The organism is Methylophilus sp. DMC16 (genome assembly GCF_056314045.1).
This window is the reverse complement of the sequence record NZ_JBQUZC010000003.1, coordinates 423,577-440,031: the sequence shown is the minus strand read 5'-3', so window position 1 is coordinate 440,031 and position 16,455 is coordinate 423,577. Positions and strand designations below refer to the sequence as shown.

The window sequence follows — 16,455 nt, the reverse complement described above, 5'->3', positions numbered from 1 at the left end:
GATGATGAACCCTTCACGGCTGTTTATTTTAAGACCGGTGGCGACCTCGTTATTGATGGTCGCCATTCTGCTGGCAGGGCTGCTGGCGTATACCTTGTTGCCCAAATCTGCCTTGCCGCAGGTTGATTACCCGGTGATACAAGTGGTCACGCTCTACCCCGGCGCCAGTGCCGAGGTGATGGCGATGAATGTGACCTCACCGCTGGAGCGTCAATTTGGTTCTATGGCTGGCCTGGCACATATGTCCTCTGCCAGCTCTGGCGGCGTTTCAGTCATTACCTTGCAGTTCAGCCTGAAAAACAGCCTCGATGTTGCCGTCCAGTCAGTTCAGGCGGCCATGAACGCGGCCAGTACCTTTTTGCCTGCGGATTTACCCTCCCCGCCTATCTATAACAAGGTGAACCCGGCCGATGCCCCGGTGCTGACGCTGGCTGTGACTTCACAGAGCCTGCCATTACCAAAGTTACGCGATCTGGTGGATACGCGCATGGCACAAAAAATTGCGCAGGTGAGTGGCGTGGGCCTGGTCAGTGTGGATGGCGGGCAAAAACCGGCGATCCGCATTCAGGTGAATCAGCCCGTGCTGGCGGCCTACGGGCTGGGCATGAATACGCTGCGCACCATCATAGACAGCGCCAACTCCAACCAGGCCAAAGGCAATATTGATGGCCCCTTGCTGGCCTATGAACTCGATGCCAACAGCCAACTGCGGTCCGCAGAGGAATACCGTAACCTGATTATTGCCAACACCGGTGACCGGCCCGTGCGCCTGCGGGATGTGGCCGAGGTGAAAGAAGCACAAGAAGACTTGTATATCTCTGCCTGGGCCAACCAAACGCCCGCCATTCTGGTCAATATCCGCCGCCAGCCCGGCGCCAATGTGATTGAGGTGGTCGAGCAGATTCGCGAGCGTCTGCCCGGCCTGACGGCGGGCTTGCCGGCCGATGTCAGCGTCAGCGAACTCACTAACCGCACGCATACCATCCGCAGTGCGCTTGAAGATGTGCAGTTTGAGCTCATGCTGGCCATTGCCCTGGTGGTGATGGTGATCTTCCTGTTTTTGCGCACGGCGGCGGGCACCGTCATCCCCAGTTTGACTGTGCCGTTGTCGCTGGTGGGCACGTTTAGCATCATGTATGCGGCGGGCTTTAGCATCAACAACCTCACCCTGATGGCGCTGACCATTGCCACCGGCTTTGTGGTCGATGATGCCATTGTCATGATTGAGAATATCGCGCGCCATATTGAAGAAGGCGAGACGCCGATGAATGCCGCCATCAAGGGCGCCCGCCAGATCGGTTTTACCATCATCTCGCTGACCTTTTCACTGATTGCGGTGCTGATCCCCTTGCTGTTTATGGGCGATGTGATTGGCCGCTTGTTCCGGGAGTTTGCCGTCACACTGGCGGTCGCCATCCTCATTTCGGCGGTGGTCTCGCTCACCCTGACGCCCATGCTGTGCGCGCGCTTGCTCAAACCGGCCAAAGCCCCTGTCGCAAACCAGACTAACCTCATAGACCGCATCATTGCCTATTACGGCAGAGGACTGCAGGTTGCCTTGCGGCATCAGCCGCTGGTATTGCTGCTTGCGGCCGCCTCGCTGGTGCTGACGGTCACGCTGGTGATCAGCATCCCCAAAGGCCTGTTCCCGACCCAGGATACCGGCTTTATCCAGGTGATGACCGAGGCCAACGGTTCGGATGCCTTCAGCGTCATCAGCCACAAGCAGCAAGCCGTGGTAGAAGCCATTTTGCAGGATGCCGATGTAGAAAGTATTTCTTCGGTGGTGGGCGTGGATGGGGTCAACACCACGCATAACAGTGGCCGTATGCTGATCAACCTCAAGCCCTACCCGCAACGCCAGGCCAGCGCCAGCGAGGTCATCACCCGCTTGCAATCTCGCCTGGAGGCCACCGCCCCGCTCAAGCTGTTTATGCAACCGGTGCAAGACCTGACGCTGTCAGACCGTGTCAGCCAGACGCAGTATCAATACCTGCTGACCAGCACTGACCCGCAGGCCTTGCAAAGCGCACTCCCCGGCTTTATGCAAGCACTGCGCAAGCTGCCGCAACTGACCACCGTCACACATAACTTGCACAGCGACGGCCTGCGCGCCGCCGTGACCGTGGACCGCGACAGTGCCGGGCGGCTGGGCATTACCATGGCGGATGTGGACAATGCGCTCTATAGCGCCTTTGGCCAGCGCATGATCAGTACCATTTTCACCCAGGCCAATCAGTACCGCGTGATTCTTGAGTCGCAACCATCCTCGGCCTCTGGCTTGCAGGCGCTGGATCAGGTTTATGTCACCAGCAATACCGGGCGCCAGGTGCCGCTGGCGAGTATCGCCCGCATCAGCGAGCAACCGGCGGCGCTGGTGGTGAACCGGGAAGACCAGTTACCCTCGGTCACCATTGGCTTTAACCTTGCCGACGGCTATGCCCTGGGGGATGCTGTGGCCGCGATTGATGCAGTCAAACAGCGCATGCAATTCCCGGCCACCATGATTAGCCGCTTTCAGGGCGCGGCCGCCGCCTTTAATGCCGCACTCGGCAACGAATTATTTTTAATGTTGGCCGCCATCCTCACCATGTATATCGTGCTGGGCATTTTGTATGAAAGTTATATCCACCCGCTGACCATCCTCTCCACCTTGCCTTCAGCGGGCGTCGGCGCCTTGCTGGCCCTCATGCTGACCGGGCACCCGCTCAGCGTGATTGCCATCATCGGCATTATCCTGCTGATCGGCATTGTGCAAAAAAATGCCATCATGATGATTGATTTTGCACTGGAGGCCGAGCGCCATCATGGCAAGTCGCCTGAAGAAGCCATTTATGAAGCCTGCCTGCTCAGGTTCCGGCCTATCCTGATGACCACACTGGCGGCGCTGTTAAGTGCCGTGCCGCTGGTCACCGGCGATGGCCCCGGCTCAGAATTGCGTGCGCCGCTCGGCATTGCCATGATAGGCGGCCTGTTAGTAAGCCAGCTGCTCACCTTGTTCACCACGCCTGTCATCTACCTGATGTTTGACCGCCTGGCACAGCCTGGTCAGCGCAAAGCTGTCGCACACAGCGAGGCGAACCCATGAGTGGGCTCACGCTGTTTTTGCGCCGCCCCGTGGCCACCACCTTGCTGGCACTGGCGATTGCCTTGCCCGGCATTGCGGCTTATGTGGCGCTGCCGATTGCCTCGCTGCCGCAAGTGGAAATGCCCAGCATCGATGTGTTTGCGCGGCTGCCTGGCGCCAGCGCCGAAACCATGGCCTCGGCTGTGGCCTCACCGCTGGAGCGTTCGCTGGGCAATATTGCCGGCCTCAACGAGATGACCTCCAGCAGCACCAAAGGCCAGACCCGGGTCAGTTTGCAGTTTGATCTGGACCGCAATGCAGACAGTGCCGCACGCGATGTGCAAGCGGCCATCAATACCGCCATCCCCTTGCTGCCAGCCGGCATGCAAAGCAACCCAACCTGGCGCAAGAGTGGCCCGACCATGATCATGCATATCGCGCTGACCTCGGACCGCTACAGCCAGTCCGAGCTGTACGATGTGGCCTACAGCCTGGTCGGGCAGCGCATCTCGCAAGTGGATGGCGTGGGCCAGGTCAACGTCAATGGCAGTGCCTTGCGGGCGGTCAGGGTAGAAGTGAATCCGCTCACTGCCAATCAATATGGCATTAGCCTGGACCAGATCCGCACGGCCATCGCCAATGCCAACGCCCATTTACCCAAAGGCTTTATCGAGAGTGCCAGCAAACGCTGGCAGCTTGAGGTGAACGACAGTAACCGCCAGGCGGCCGATTTTCGTGATTTGATTGTGGCCTGGCGCAATGCCGCCCCGGTCAGGCTGCGCGACATTGCCGAGGTGAAAGACTCGGTGCAGGAGCTGCGCAGCGCCGGCAGCGTCAAGCAAAAGCCCGGCGTGGTCATCGCGGTGAATAATATCCCGGGCGCCAACATTGTCGCCACGGTTGATGGCATCAAGGCCTTGCTGCCCAGGCTGCAGCCCTTGTTGCCGCCTGGCATTGCCATGGAAGTGCTCATAGACCGCAGCACCATCGTCCGCAAATCGTTAGAAGAAGTCGAACACAGCCTGCTGATCTCGATTGGATTGGTGATCGTGGTGACTTTTCTGTTTTTAAAAAGCGGGCGCGCGGCGCTGATTCCCAGCATCGCCATTCCGGTGTCCTTGCTGGGGACGCTGGCCGTGATTTACCTGTGCGGTTTCAGCCTCAATAATCTGACCCTGATGGCGCTCATTATTGCCACCGGCTTTGTGGTGGATGATGCGATTGTGGTGGTCGAAAATACGGCCCGGCACATTGAACATGGCCTCAGCCCCTTGCAGGCAGCGCTGCGGGCAGTGCACGAGGTGTCATTTACCATTATCGCCATGAGCCTGGCGCTGATTGCGGCATTTATTCCGCTGCTGTTCATGGACGGTGTGGTCGGGCGCATGTTCCGCGAGTTTTCAATCACGCTGGCCAGTGCGGTGATCATTTCATTGCTGGTGTCGCTGACACTGACACCCGTCCTCTCCTCCAAACTACTGCGGCCGCAAGCAGCAAAGCATGGCGCAAAGGCTGGTGGCGCTGACCATACGAGTCCCGCTCCCGCCACGCAGGACCAGCCCTGGCCAGCCTCAGTGTATCAGCGTGTGCTGCGCTGGAGCCTGCACCACAGGCGCCTGATTCTGCTGCTCTTCACCGTGGCCATCGCCAGCAACCTTTATCTGTATACCCTGGTGCCCAAGGGCTTTTTTCCGCTGCAAGATACCGGCCGCTTGCAAGGCAACTTCGAGGGCGACCAGAATCTGTCGTTTTGGGCCATGCGTGAAAAAGTGGCCCAATTCATGCAGATCATCGCCCGCGACCCCGATATCGATACCTATTATGAATACACGGGCGGCTTTGGCGGTGGGCAATCCAATACCGGCATGCTCAATGCGCGGCTGAAACCCCGTGCAGAGCGCCAGGCCTCGGCGCAAGAAGTGGTGGATCGCTTGCGCCCGCAACTGGACCGCGTGGCCGGAGCGTCGTTACGGTTGCGACCACAACAGGAATTCAATATCGGCTTGCGTCCCGGCTCGGCAGAATACCAATACACCTTGCTCTCCAGCAACGTAGACGATTTGCGCCAGTTTGCTCCCAAACTCAAAGATGCCATGGCCAAGCTGCCGCAACTGACTGACGTCTCCAGTGATGCACAAGACAAGGGCTTGCAGATTAATCTGGTGGTGGACCGCGATGCGGCCACGCGCCTGGGCATCACCCAGCAGCAAATTGACAGTGCCTTGAATGATGCCTTTGGCCAGCGGCTAGTCTCCACCATTTACGAGCCGCTCAATCAATACTATGTGGTGATGACGGTGGCGGCCCGCTTTGCGCAGGGGCCGGAATCCTTACAGAATATCTACCTGACCAGCCTGAAAAACCAGCGCATTCCGCTGGCCAGTTTTGCCCACTGGCAACCGGTGAATACGCCGCTGGCGGTCAACCACCAGGGGCAGTTTGCCGCCGCCACGGTCTCGTTTAACCTGGCCCAGGGCTATGCGCTGGATGCCGCCAGCCAGGCCATCGAATCGACCTTTGCCGCGCTGGCGCCGCCAGAGAGCATCCATGGCACCTTTGCCGGCAAAGCCAAAGCGTTTCAGGATTCCATGGATAGCCAGCCGTGGCTGATCCTGACCGCCGTGATCGCGATCTACATCGTGCTGGGCATGCTGTACGAAAGCCTGATCCATCCGCTGACCATCCTCTCCACCCTGCCCTCGGCGGGCATAGGCGCCTTGCTGGCCCTGTTATGGTTTGACAGCGAGTTGACCATTATCGCCATGATAGGCATTGTGCTCCTGGTGGGCATTGTCATGAAAAACGCCATCATCATGATTGATGCGGCGATTCATTTGCGGCGTGAACACGCGCTCTCTGCTGAAGCTGCCGTCACCCAGGCCTGCCTGCAACGCTTGCGGCCCATTTTAATGACCACGCTGGCGGCGGTACTGGGGGCGGTGCCCTTGTTGCTGGGTGTCGGCGATGGTGCTGAAATCCGCCAGCCGCTGGGCATCTCCATTGTCGGTGGCCTGCTGGTAGGGCAAGTACTGACGCTGGTCACCACGCCCGTGGTTTATCTGTATCTGGATGATGCGGGACGTTGGCTCAGCCAGCGTTTCGGCCTCTCGTTAAACTCAAATTCTTTGAAGAATCAAACGGTATGAACATAGTCAAAATGTGGGTGCTGGCCATGGCGGGCCTGATGATACAAGGATGCAGTGTCTGGCAAGACTATGTACGCCCGCGCGTCGAGATACCGGCACAATACAAAGAACCGCCGCCTGCAGGCTGGAAAGTGGCAGAGCCCGGTTCACCAGAACTGTCTGCGGCCTGGTGGGAACGCTACAACGATCCCCAACTGACCGCCTTACTCACCCAGGCCAATCAAGCCAACTACACCATCCTGATTGCGGAAGCCAATTATCGGCAAGGGCTGGCACTGGCGCGGGCGAGCCACTCGCCGCAATTGCCCGCACTCAACGGGCAGGCAGGCGCCACCCGCGGAGAGACCACCAATACCACTGGCGTGCGCAGTGATTACAGCATTGGCCTCAACGCCAGTTGGGAGATGGACTTGTGGGGCAGGATACGTAACAGCGTGATTGCCGGCGAAACCAATGCCGAAGCCACGGCCGCCGACCTGGCAGCGGCCAAGCTCTCGGTCCAGTCTACGCTGGCACAAACCTATTTTCAGCTCAGGATTCTGGACTCGCAAAAGCTGCTGCTGGATAACACGGCCAAAAGCTTTGATCGCTCCCTCAAGCTGACCACCAACCGCTATAACGTGGGCTTGGCGTCGCGCACGGAAATCGCCCAGGCCGAAACGCAATTGCGCAATACACTGGCACAGTCGATTGATATCAGCGCCTCGCGCGCACAACTGGAGCATGCGATTGCAATACTGATCGGCAAGCCGCCAGCAGAATTGTCCATCCCCGAACAACCATACAAAGACGTGGCCAATTTGTCCCTACCCGCCGCGAATACAGGCTTGCCTGCCAGCCTGCTGGAACGCAGACCAGACATTGCCGGGGCTGAGCGCAGGGTCGCCTCCGCCAATGCACAGATCGGCGTTGCGCGTGCGGCACTCTTCCCCACGCTGACGCTGGGCGCGACCTTTGGCTATAGCGACAACAGCCTGAGCAATCTGCTTTCGCTGCCTAACCGCCTCTGGTCACTGGGCCCCGCGCTGGCCGGGCCGATTTTTGATAACCAGCTGCGTAGATCGAACACCAATGCCGCCATTGCCCGCTACGATGCCAGTGTCGCCACCTATAAACAAACCGTGATTAATGGCTTGCGCGAAGTTGAGGATAATCTGGCCTTGCTGCGTATTCTGGAGGCGGAGGCAAAAGAACAGGAAACCGCCGTCAAATTTGCACGCGAAGCCGTCACCCAAACCGAAAACCGCTACCGCGCCGGCATCAGTGAATACCAATACGTGGTCAACGTGCAGTCCACGCTGTTGAGCGCCGAGCGCAACCTGCTCTCCATCACCGGGCGCAGGCTCAATGCTTCAGTGGCTTTGATGGTGGCACTGGGTGGCGCTTACGTGCTGCCCCAGTCTAACTATTAAGTCTGAACAGGCCACTGGATAGGTGCAACCCCATTGAGCATGGGTTTGGCAAATAAAAATCCCTGAAACAAATCAACGCCGGCAGATTGTAACCAGCACCATTCTTCCACGGTCTCTACCCCTTCGGCCACAATCGTAATGCCCAGCGCATGGGCACACTCAATCAGCGCCCGCACAATCGCCTGCTTGGGGCCATCCTTGTGAATATTTTCGACAATGAGTCTATCCACCTTAAGCTTCTCAGGCTGGAATTTGGACAGCAAGGTCAGCCCGGCAAAGCCGGCACCAAAATCATCAATCGACACGCTAATGCCTGCCAGACGTAATTCCCTGATGGCGCGCTGAAAGTCATCAAAGTTGGCGATAGACTCTTGCTCGGTGATTTCAACGATGATTTGCTGCGGCTTGAAATCAAACTGTGCGATATAACTGAGCAGCTTTTCCACCGCATTGGGCACCCGCACCAAAGACATCGGCAACAGGTTGATGGATAACTTGATCGGTCCCAGTTGCATCTGCGATGCCAGGGCCAACGCGTGCTGCTTGGATTCCAGATCGAATAGATATAACTCCTCGGCTGACAATCCCTCAAAACACTGCTGCGGGGAGCCGCCAGACGGGCTGCGGATCAGCGCTTCAATCGAAGAGATCAGTCCGGTCAGCGGAGAAACAATCGGTTGAAATGCAAACTGGCAAGCCGCCTGCTGAATGCGGGCAGGATTCACGACATCAAAAGGGGATGGTTGGGGCTGAAACTGCCAGTCTTCCGCGTGCAGTGTCCGCTCGCCATCGCTCCAGCGGGAGGTGGCAAAGGCCGTGATCAGTTTAATAACACGGTCATGATCGGGGAGCGACTCGCCGCTATTAAAGGTAGCCCCCTCTGACAACAGGGCATAAATGTCTTCACCATACACCTTTTGCACATCAATGCAGTACATGGACCAGCCGCCAAATCGCCGCGCAGGAGAAAAGTCCTCCATCAGCTTGACCACATTACGATGCCTGTCATCCAAGGTAATCAGATGATAAAGCAGCTTGATGGCAATATCCGGACCTTCCAGATATTGCAGAAAATAGTCGCCATCGTATAAGAGCACGCCTGAAATGGCATTCTTTTGATTCTTTTCAGCAGCAGCGTCAACCAATGCAGCAAGTTCATCCCCCACCAGCTGCTTCACTGAGCGACTTTTATACACCAATACCGTAAACATATTTATTACAAAAACAAATTTATATTAATGCATTATACAAACAAAAATTAATCTAAACATAAAAACATTATCCAAACTGGCCAAAAAGTTAGATGTTTCAACGGAAAACCGTCAACACTGTAGTGGGAAGATGTGACACTTTTATTTTTAAACCCTGTCACCCGCACATTCAGGTGTGACATCGCATGCTGGACGCGTGAATGGAGGCTGGCATTGCGCTAATCGCCCGCTGCTAGCTGAGACTGGAAATCGTCGCCCCCAGGGTGATCAGGCCAATGCCCATGATTTGTGCCGGGCTTAGATGCTCGGCAAACAAATAAACCGAGACCAGTGGCACGGTGGCATAGGCAATGCCAGAGATCAAATGTGCCTTGGAGAGGTCGGTGCGAGACATGAGCAGCATCCAGCAACAAAACGCCACCAGTAGCAGCATCACCCCTCCCACCAGCGCAGGCTGCAGCAACAGTGAGCCGGCAAAGGCAAAAAAACTCTGCCAGCTTTCCAATGAGGCCGCGCCAACCTCCAGCGAGGCCATCTTGAATAACACCTGACTAAACGTATCGCAGAAAATCAGCAGTGAAAATAACCAGACGACACTGGCGTTAGATGTTCTGGTCAAAGTTTTCATAAGCAAGCAATTTGGCCAGACAAGCCAGCGGTTGATTCAGGAAGCGATTGGTATGTTTAAACAGCAAATAAGTGTCTTCAAGCTCGGCACCCAGTCTTTTCTTTACCTCGTAGGAGGCCTGTCCGCTTTGAAACTGCGTGATGCCATCGCGCAGGCACATCTCGATATTATAGATCCAGCTTAAGAAGTAAATATTGTGCTCCGCCGCGACAGGCTGGTGCATGCCAATGTATTTATCCATCAGGGTATGGCCGTTGTGCAGTAGCATGTTAAACGCAATCAGTTTGCCTTCGAGGTAATACAGCACAAAGCGGGTATTTTCTGGCATCAGGCCAGCCACAAACTCAAAAAAGCTGCTGGTCAGTTTTTCAAACTTCAATTCGCTGCGCTCATAGGTTTCGAGATACAGCTGGTAGATTTCGTCCAGATTGGACGGCATGCCCTGCACTTCGCGGATTTCAATCTGCGAGCGTTTTTTGAGCTTTCTGCGCAGGTCTTTGCGCGTGGCATAACTCAGGCTGGCGAAGTAGGCCTCCATCGAGTCAAATGCGATCTGATTAACGGCGACCGGCATGTTTCTGAGCGTGCTGTAGCCCAGCGCATTGAGCGGGGCACCCACTTTTTGCAGGTCACGTGCCAGCACATCTTTAAAGGCAATCACCGAGGCACCGGCTTTGGCGGCAATTTTTTGCAACTGCGCATTGAGGGCCTGCATCATGGCCGGATCAAACGGATAGTCAGGATGCAAGGTCATTTTGCAGGCATCCGTGATTGGCGAACCGACGCAAAGTAATTTGACCCGCATCAGGAAAGGAATACGCTCGCGGACTTTTTGCAGCAAGGGTTTCAGGCGCCCTTGCACCGTGGTATCCAGGTTGTAATCGGTGATAAAAAACGGCGCCAGGCAAACAATGACCTGATTTTTCTTGACCGCCAGGTAACCGGTTTTAAAGCCCTGCACATTGGCGGAGTCAAACGCCAGATGCAAGCGGTAGCCTTCGAGATCATCCTTTAACAGCGTTTTCCAGGTTTCCTCGGGAAACTTGGCGGCACTGTAGCCAATTTCGACGTCAAACACAGGCGTTTCGGCACTGAGGTTGGAATCCATATATAAGGCAGTTTGCATGATTAGATCTTTCTCAAAATAAGGACACCGCTGGTACCACCAAAGGCAAACGAGTTACTCATGACAGTCTCGAGATGCTGAACGGGTTGCGCCTGGTTGGCCACGTAATTCAAATCACATTCCGGGTCTGGGGTGTGCAAATGCATGGTGGGCGGCAAGGTGTTTTGCTGCAAGGCGACAATGCAGGCGACCAACTCGACCGCGGCCGCAGCGCCCATCAAGTGACCATGCATGGATTTGGTGGAGCTGACCGGAATCTGCGCCGCCGCCTCACCAAACACTTGCTTGATCGCACGGGTCTCGGTTACATCGTTGAGCTGGGTGCCGGTGCCGTGAGCATTGATATAGCTGATCTGCTCAGGGTTGAGGCCGGCATCTTGCAAGGCTTTTTGCATGGCCAGGGCCTGACCTTCGACCGAAGGCTGGGTCATATGGCTAAAGTCATTTGACGTGCCAAAACCGACGATTTCCGCCAGAATATGCGCGCCGCGCGCACTGGCATGCTCGTAGGTTTCGAGCACGAACACAGCCGCACCTTCACCGAGTACCAGGCCCGTTCTATCGGCAGAAAACGGTTTGCAGGAGGCTGCAGCGGCTTGCGGGTCTTCTTTGGCGAGGGTACGCAACGCCTCCCAGGCCTTGATGGTGCCAAAGGTGAGCAAGGCTTCACTGCCGCCGGCCAGCGCCGCTTCACAGCGGCCAAAGGCAATCTGTTTGGCGGCTTCACCAATGGCAATCGCGGCAGAAGAACAAGCGGTGGAAATGGTTTGATTCGGGCCAGCGAGCTGGTATTTGGTCGCAATTTGCGAGGCAGCGGCACTGTTCATCGCCATGAGCACCGTAAACGGTTTGAGCCGGTTCAGGCCCTGTTTGAACAAGCGCGCATAGCCTTCTTCCGTGGCGGCAGCGCCACCCATGCCGGTGCCGATAAAGCAACCAAGCGCGTCTGGGCTGAAGGCAGCCAAATCGATACCAGACTGCTGCAAGGCTTGCTCGGCACTGTGCAAGGCAAACTGGCTGACGCGGTCGAGCAAGGCTAGCTCCTGGCGGCTGAAATGCTGCTCGGGCTCAAACTGGCACTGGGCAGCAATCCGCGTTTCGAGCTGCTCGGCAAACTCGGCCTTGAGCGCACCAATGCCTGACACCCCATTCAACAGGCTTTGTTGAAAGGTCGTCACATCGTTGCCTAGCGGCGAAACGATGCCCGCCCCCGTGATCACCACCCGGCGCGGCATGCTCATTATGCGCTGGCCTCGGTCTTGAGCAAGTCGTCCAGCATGCGCACCACATCTTCTACGGTGGCAATCTCTTCTGAAGGGTTAGGCACCTTGATGCCATACTGATCTTCAGCCTGGAAGATAATGTCAAAAATATCCAGCGAGTCCAGGCCAAGGTCGACCAGCTTGCTTTGCGGTGTAATCGTCTTCTGGTCTATCTCCAGCTTGCTGGCGATCAGGCCGCTGACGACTTCAAATGTATTCTGTGTATTCTGCATAAGCACTCCTTACTTATCTCACTTCTAGTGATCAGGCGTTAATCACGGACAAACAAAACTCTGCACTGCGTCTGGCGATATCATCCTTGCGCTTGTCCAGTGTCACCACGTGGTAGGTATCGCCGATATAAAAGGTTTCCACATGCTTGCTGGCAATTTCTTTTTCTACCAGATAGGCATTTTTAAGGCTGGCCATGTCATCCTCGGTCGAATGCACAATCAATACCGGGCAAGTCACTTGTGGCAACTGCTTGCGCGCTGCGCGGATCAATTTGACACTCTGGTAGATGACGGTCGCCGGGGTCTTGAAATAGCCGATTTTTTCCGAGGTACGGGCATCTTTGTTTTCAAGCACGGCTGCCACCATGGCGCGCGTACGTTCGCACTTGATGCCATAAGGCGCGGTTTCTTCCCACTGCATGACATAGCGCAAGGGCGAATACAGCACCAGGGGCAACAAAAAGCGTTGCTTGAACAGGGGGATATTCCAGCCGTCATAGACAAAGGTCGCCGACAACAGCACCACGCCAGCCACTTCTTTGCCGTGTTTGGCAGCCACCAGCAAGGCAATCAGGGCGCCCATAGACAGGCCTGAAACAAACACGCTTTTATAATGTTTGCGCATCTCGAGAAAGACGGCTTCAATCGAGGTAAACCACGCTTGCCAGCGGGTGCGGCTCAACTCCTGCACCGAGGCACAATGCCCGGCCAGCACCGGGCACACGACAGACAGGCCTTTACGGGCGATTTGCTTGCCGTAATGTTTCATTTCTGCAGGCGTGCCGGTCAAACCGTGGACCAGTAATACGGCGTGTTCTGACTGTTGCAGCCAGAAGCCGTTTTCGCCTATCAGTTGTTGCAATGTGTTCATGTGTTGCTCCCTAACAACCCAACGCCGGCTACAATGAGCAAGGCCCCCAGCCAGCGCTTCATGCCAATCTGTTCATTTAACGCCAGTCGTGACACCAGCATGATCAATACAATGGTGATGCTATACATCGGAAAAGCCTGGCTCAGCGAAGAAGCGGACAAATAGGTAATCCAGATCACGTATTCCACCACGTAGACCAGCAAGCCGGCCGGCACATGCCAGCGGCTCAGGCAAGACCGCAACAGCGCCATCGGCGAAGTTTCTACCGTGGTTTCCGGTTGCATGGCACCCAGCTTAAACAAGGTGGTGCCCAGCGTATCCAGCAGGACGGCTGCGACAAATAATGCGCCGGTATGTATCATCATGCGCCCCCCTTCAGGGCATGCAACAAGCGCAGGTTGGCGGCAGCATTAACCCGGGCGGCAGCCTGCACAGACTCACGCGGATGCACTTTGCGGTCTAAATAAGAGGCGATCCATTTGAGTGGTGAACGGAACCGCACCGGCGAAAAGTCGCCCACCGTATCCGCACCTATGAGCTGTTTATGCTGGCTGAGCGCCTGGATGACGGCGGTGACGGTGGCCAGTGGCAGACTCCCCTGCTCCCAGTTGGTCTTGGCGTCTGCCGCTTGCAGGCAGTCTTTATCAATGCTGATATAGACCTGCTCAGTGTCTATGTACGACAGCACCTCTTGAATCCCCGTCACCAGGTCTTGCGCCAGCTTGCTGTGCAAAAACAGGGGCTGCGGCGCATTCACCTGCACCTTGCGATAGGGCAACAAAATGATTTTTTGCTGCAGAAAGCTTTCTACATCGCCTTTTTTAAACTGATCGTGATCAATATCGCCACTTTCGAGGCCGACGATGATCACGCGCTTGACCTGTGGCAAACGGGCCAGTTGATAGACCCAGGTACCACAGTGATACTGATGCGGTGGCTGCATCCAGTCAGGATGATTGTCAAACAGCACCACCGTCAACGGCGTTTCAAAACGCGCAATCAAGGCCAGTGAGATATGGTGGTAGTCGCCGGAACCAATCAGCGAAAATTGCGGCAGGCTTGTGCGCGGCCGCAACTGGCTGGCCATGGCGGCAAACGCCTTGGCGGAAGCCCACAGGCGCGTCGCCGTTTCATGCTGGCGCATGGCATGCAGCACCGGCTGCACCCCTTGCGCGTTCAGCATGGCCAGCTGCGCCTGAATGCTGCCATCAAAATCGTAAGCGACCACTTCCATCTCAAGCAAGTTACTCTGCCCCGCAACGCTTGAGCAGCATTTCAAACAGCTGGATACCCAGGTCGATTTCTTCCTCGGTAATCATCAGCGAAGGCGCCAGCGTGATCACGTTTTTCTCGTAGCCACCGATATCCAGCACCAAGCCATACTGCTTGTCACCGATCAGCAAATCGCCTTTCAGGCCTTCGTTAAACATGCGGTCAGCCAGGGCACGACTCGCGGTGAAACCGTCGCTCTCGCACAACTCGATTCTGAGCGCCAGGCCCAGACCGCTGACATCGCCCACGCATTTCCAGCGCGACTTCAGTTCATGCAGACGCTTGAGGAAATGCGCACCCCGTTGACGTACATGCGGCTCAAAATCTGACTCTTGCGTCATTTTCAACACTTCGAGCGCCACGGCAGTGCCGAGCGGATTCGAGGCAAAAGTAGAGTGGGTTGAGCCTGGTGGGAATTTTTCTGGCGAGATCAATTCTTCGCGCGCCCAGATCCCGGACAACGGATTCAAGCCGTTGGTGATCGCCTTACCAAACACAAAAATATCCGGCACGATGCCAAAGTTTTCCCAGGACCACAATTTACCCGTCCGGTAAACGCCCATCTGAATTTCGTCGGCCACCAGCAACACATTGCGTTTTTTCAGTGAAGCTTGCAGCTTTTGCATATATCCCTCAGGCGGAATAATGTAGCCACCGGTCCCCTGCATAGGCTCGATATAAAACGCGCCAAATTCACACTGTTTGGATTTTTCATCCCAGAAAGACTGGTATTCGGTTTCAAACAGTTTTTCAAACTCTTTGTGGCAATAGGTATCGCAAGTTTCCACTTTCATGTCATACGGGCAACGGAAGCAGTATGGATACGGCACAAAGTGCGCGCGGTCAGCAAAGTTGCCAAACCGGCGGCGGTAACGGTAGCTGGAAGTAATCGCAGAGGCGCCCAGTGTACGGCCGTGGTAACCGCCCATAAATGCAAACTGATGTGTTTTACCGGTATGGTTACGCACCACTTTCAAGGAGTCTTCAACCGCTTGTGCCCCGCCGACGTTGAAGTGGACGCGACCTTTGACCCCATACTTTTCTTCCATGTAGCGGCAGATGATTTCTGCCAGCTCGACTTTTTCCTTGTGCAGGTATTGGCTGGCCAGTTGAGGCAAGGTATCAATCTGCTTCTTCAGTACATTGGCAATGCGCTCATTTTTGTAGCCGAAATTGACAGCGGAATACCACATTTGCCAATCGAGGTATTTCACCCCTTTTTCGTCATACAAAAAGCTGCCATCACAGCCCTCAAACACTTTCGGGGGATCGGCATAGTTCACCGTGTCACCATGTGAACAGTACTGATTGTTCTTATCAAGAATTTCTATAATTTTTTGGTCCATAATGAAATCGCCTCACTAGGCTGTTTGGTGGGTAAGGGTGGTTGAAATCTGACATTCGGGCCAGTCTTGCAAGACGGCCACGACATCATCAAAGGTTGAAAACGGAATAAAAGGAATCTGGTTTTTTTCGCAATGCTTGACCAGTGAGCCTTTGGCAAATACCACATCAGCGCGTTTGGCCAGACAGGCGTCTGACTTGCCATCGCCGATCAACACCACTTTTTCGCCAGGATAGGCGCGCTGGGCCGTGGCAATCGCACATTTGCAATTGCCGTTGCCGCCCGCACAATCAGGCTGACGGTTAGGGAAAGTCATGCGGATGCCTTTGGGTTCAAAGTTCAGGCGATTGGCAAACACCGGCAGCTCAGGAAAGGCGGAATGTTGCATGGAAACCTTGATCGCATGATCCAGGCCATCGCTGGCAATCACCACACGCGCAAACTGGCGGGCAAAGCTATGAAACTGGCAAAAGCTACGGTCTAGCTCTATGGTGCGGAAAAAACTTTCGAGGGCAATGTGATCGGCCTCAACCAGCGCCAACTGGTTGCTCATGCAGGTGACGGCATCGATCTCGCCCGCCAGCCACGACTGCTCATACTGCTGCCAACGGTCATCGGCAAACTTCTCCAGCAAGGCATCAATCGTGTCCGACTTTGAAATGGTGCCATCAAAATCCACAATAAATAACATCACCCTCTCCTTATTTTTCGACAACAGCAATCTGGTCCGAACAGCAGGCCTCTCCTGTTGCGCCTACCAGTCAATCTTGGTTACGGCGTCATCATGCAGTCAAATTCTTACGAAACACTTACAGTCATTCAGTGGCCAAATTGATGTAAGCAAGCTGTAAGTAGGCATGAGGCAAGCTAGCAGTAATCTTG

13 protein-coding genes are annotated in these 16,455 nt (G+C 55.5%); 3 read left to right on the top strand and 10 right to left on the bottom strand.

The genetic code is table 11. The features are described 5' to 3' along the window. Position 1: 1 nt before the first annotated feature. From ACT53D_RS13590 to ACT53D_RS13580, 3 genes are read left to right on the top strand one after another with little or no spacing between them, the layout of a single operon-like run. The gene (locus tag ACT53D_RS13590; RefSeq protein WP_476156685.1) at positions 2 to 3,088 is read left to right on the top strand and encodes an efflux RND transporter permease subunit; all 3,087 of its coding nucleotides are present in this window, start codon (positions 2 to 4) and stop codon (positions 3,086 to 3,088) included. After that, entirely contained in the window at positions 3,085 to 6,213 is a 3,129-nt protein-coding gene (locus ACT53D_RS13585) for an efflux RND transporter permease subunit (protein WP_476156683.1), read from the top strand. The genes ACT53D_RS13590 and ACT53D_RS13585 overlap by 4 nt, the downstream gene beginning before the upstream one ends. After that, positions 6,210 to 7,625, top strand: coding sequence for an efflux transporter outer membrane subunit (locus ACT53D_RS13580; protein WP_476156681.1), 1,416 nt, complete (start codon positions 6,210 to 6,212; stop codon positions 7,623 to 7,625). The genes ACT53D_RS13585 and ACT53D_RS13580 overlap by 4 nt, the downstream gene beginning before the upstream one ends. On the opposite strand, the gene ACT53D_RS13575 is transcribed toward ACT53D_RS13580, so the two are convergent. From ACT53D_RS13575 to ACT53D_RS13530, 10 genes are all read right to left on the bottom strand, one after another. Then, complete coding sequence (locus tag ACT53D_RS13575; RefSeq protein WP_313987092.1) at positions 7,622 to 8,836, bottom strand: diguanylate phosphodiesterase; 1,215 nt, start codon at positions 8,834 to 8,836, stop codon at positions 7,622 to 7,624. The genes ACT53D_RS13580 and ACT53D_RS13575 overlap by 4 nt on opposite strands. A gap of 232 nt (positions 8,837 to 9,068) precedes the next feature. Next, the gene (locus tag ACT53D_RS13570) at positions 9,069 to 9,464 is read right to left on the bottom strand and encodes a DMT family transporter (protein ID WP_194749370.1); all 396 of its coding nucleotides are present in this window, start codon (positions 9,462 to 9,464) and stop codon (positions 9,069 to 9,071) included. Then, positions 9,439 to 10,590 (bottom strand): GNAT family N-acetyltransferase, encoded by a 1,152-nt coding sequence (locus ACT53D_RS13565; RefSeq protein ID WP_338656656.1) that lies wholly within the window; start codon positions 10,588 to 10,590, stop codon positions 9,439 to 9,441. The genes ACT53D_RS13570 and ACT53D_RS13565 overlap by 26 nt, the downstream gene beginning before the upstream one ends. A gap of 2 nt (positions 10,591 to 10,592) precedes the next feature. After that, positions 10,593 to 11,831: a beta-ketoacyl-[acyl-carrier-protein] synthase family protein gene (locus ACT53D_RS13560; protein ID WP_275356717.1), complete on the bottom strand. Its 1,239-nt coding sequence runs from the start codon at positions 11,829 to 11,831 to the stop codon at positions 10,593 to 10,595. Next, positions 11,831 to 12,085: a phosphopantetheine-binding protein gene (locus tag ACT53D_RS13555; RefSeq protein ID WP_313987085.1), complete on the bottom strand. Its 255-nt coding sequence runs from the start codon at positions 12,083 to 12,085 to the stop codon at positions 11,831 to 11,833. The genes ACT53D_RS13560 and ACT53D_RS13555 overlap by 1 nt, the downstream gene beginning before the upstream one ends. Positions 12,086 to 12,116: 31 nt before the next feature. Beyond that, positions 12,117 to 12,956: an alpha/beta hydrolase gene (locus ACT53D_RS13550; RefSeq protein WP_275356715.1), complete on the bottom strand. Its 840-nt coding sequence runs from the start codon at positions 12,954 to 12,956 to the stop codon at positions 12,117 to 12,119. Continuing rightward, the gene (locus ACT53D_RS13545) at positions 12,953 to 13,321 is read right to left on the bottom strand and encodes an EamA family transporter (RefSeq protein ID WP_476156677.1); all 369 of its coding nucleotides are present in this window, start codon (positions 13,319 to 13,321) and stop codon (positions 12,953 to 12,955) included. Before ACT53D_RS13545 ends, ACT53D_RS13550 begins: the two co-directional genes overlap by 4 nt. Continuing rightward, positions 13,318 to 14,190, bottom strand: a complete 873-nt coding sequence (locus tag ACT53D_RS13540; RefSeq protein WP_476156804.1) for an arginase family protein — start codon at positions 14,188 to 14,190, stop codon at positions 13,318 to 13,320. Before ACT53D_RS13540 ends, ACT53D_RS13545 begins: the two co-directional genes overlap by 4 nt. 10 nt (positions 14,191 to 14,200) lie before the next feature. After that, positions 14,201 to 15,574: an aspartate aminotransferase family protein gene (locus ACT53D_RS13535; protein WP_194749364.1), complete on the bottom strand. Its 1,374-nt coding sequence runs from the start codon at positions 15,572 to 15,574 to the stop codon at positions 14,201 to 14,203. A 15-nt stretch (positions 15,575 to 15,589) separates the two neighbouring features. After that, positions 15,590 to 16,264 carry an MtnX-like HAD-IB family phosphatase gene (locus ACT53D_RS13530; RefSeq protein ID WP_194749363.1) on the bottom strand — a complete coding sequence of 225 codons (675 nt, stop codon included), beginning with the start codon at positions 16,262 to 16,264 and terminating at the stop codon, positions 15,590 to 15,592. Between the last annotated feature and the right edge of the window lie 191 nt (positions 16,265 to 16,455).

Excerpts from the sequence above, each read along its gene's own strand:
- ACT53D_RS13590 (WP_476156685.1), top strand. The coding sequence starts at position 2 with ATGATGAACCCTTCACGGCTGTTTATTTTAAGACCGGTGGCGACCTCG.
- ACT53D_RS13585 (WP_476156683.1), top strand. The coding sequence starts at position 3,085 with ATGAGTGGGCTCACGCTGTTTTTGCGCCGCCCCGTGGCCACCACCTTG.
- ACT53D_RS13580 (WP_476156681.1), top strand. The coding sequence starts at position 6,210 with ATGAACATAGTCAAAATGTGGGTGCTGGCCATGGCGGGCCTGATGATA.
- ACT53D_RS13575 (WP_313987092.1), bottom strand. The coding sequence starts at position 8,836 with ATGTTTACGGTATTGGTGTATAAAAGTCGCTCAGTGAAGCAGCTGGTG.
- ACT53D_RS13570 (WP_194749370.1), bottom strand. The coding sequence starts at position 9,464 with ATGAAAACTTTGACCAGAACATCTAACGCCAGTGTCGTCTGGTTATTT.
- ACT53D_RS13565 (WP_338656656.1), bottom strand. The coding sequence starts at position 10,590 with ATGCAAACTGCCTTATATATGGATTCCAACCTCAGTGCCGAAACGCCT.
- ACT53D_RS13560 (WP_275356717.1), bottom strand. The coding sequence starts at position 11,831 with ATGAGCATGCCGCGCCGGGTGGTGATCACGGGGGCGGGCATCGTTTCG.
- ACT53D_RS13555 (WP_313987085.1), bottom strand. The coding sequence starts at position 12,085 with ATGCAGAATACACAGAATACATTTGAAGTCGTCAGCGGCCTGATCGCC.
- ACT53D_RS13550 (WP_275356715.1), bottom strand. The coding sequence starts at position 12,956 with ATGAACACATTGCAACAACTGATAGGCGAAAACGGCTTCTGGCTGCAA.
- ACT53D_RS13545 (WP_476156677.1), bottom strand. The coding sequence starts at position 13,321 with ATGATGATACATACCGGCGCATTATTTGTCGCAGCCGTCCTGCTGGAT.
- ACT53D_RS13540 (WP_476156804.1), bottom strand. The coding sequence starts at position 14,190 with ATGGAAGTGGTCGCTTACGATTTTGATGGCAGCATTCAGGCGCAGCTG.
- ACT53D_RS13535 (WP_194749364.1), bottom strand. The coding sequence starts at position 15,574 with ATGGACCAAAAAATTATAGAAATTCTTGATAAGAACAATCAGTACTGT.
- ACT53D_RS13530 (WP_194749363.1), bottom strand. The coding sequence starts at position 16,264 with ATGTTATTTATTGTGGATTTTGATGGCACCATTTCAAAGTCGGACACG.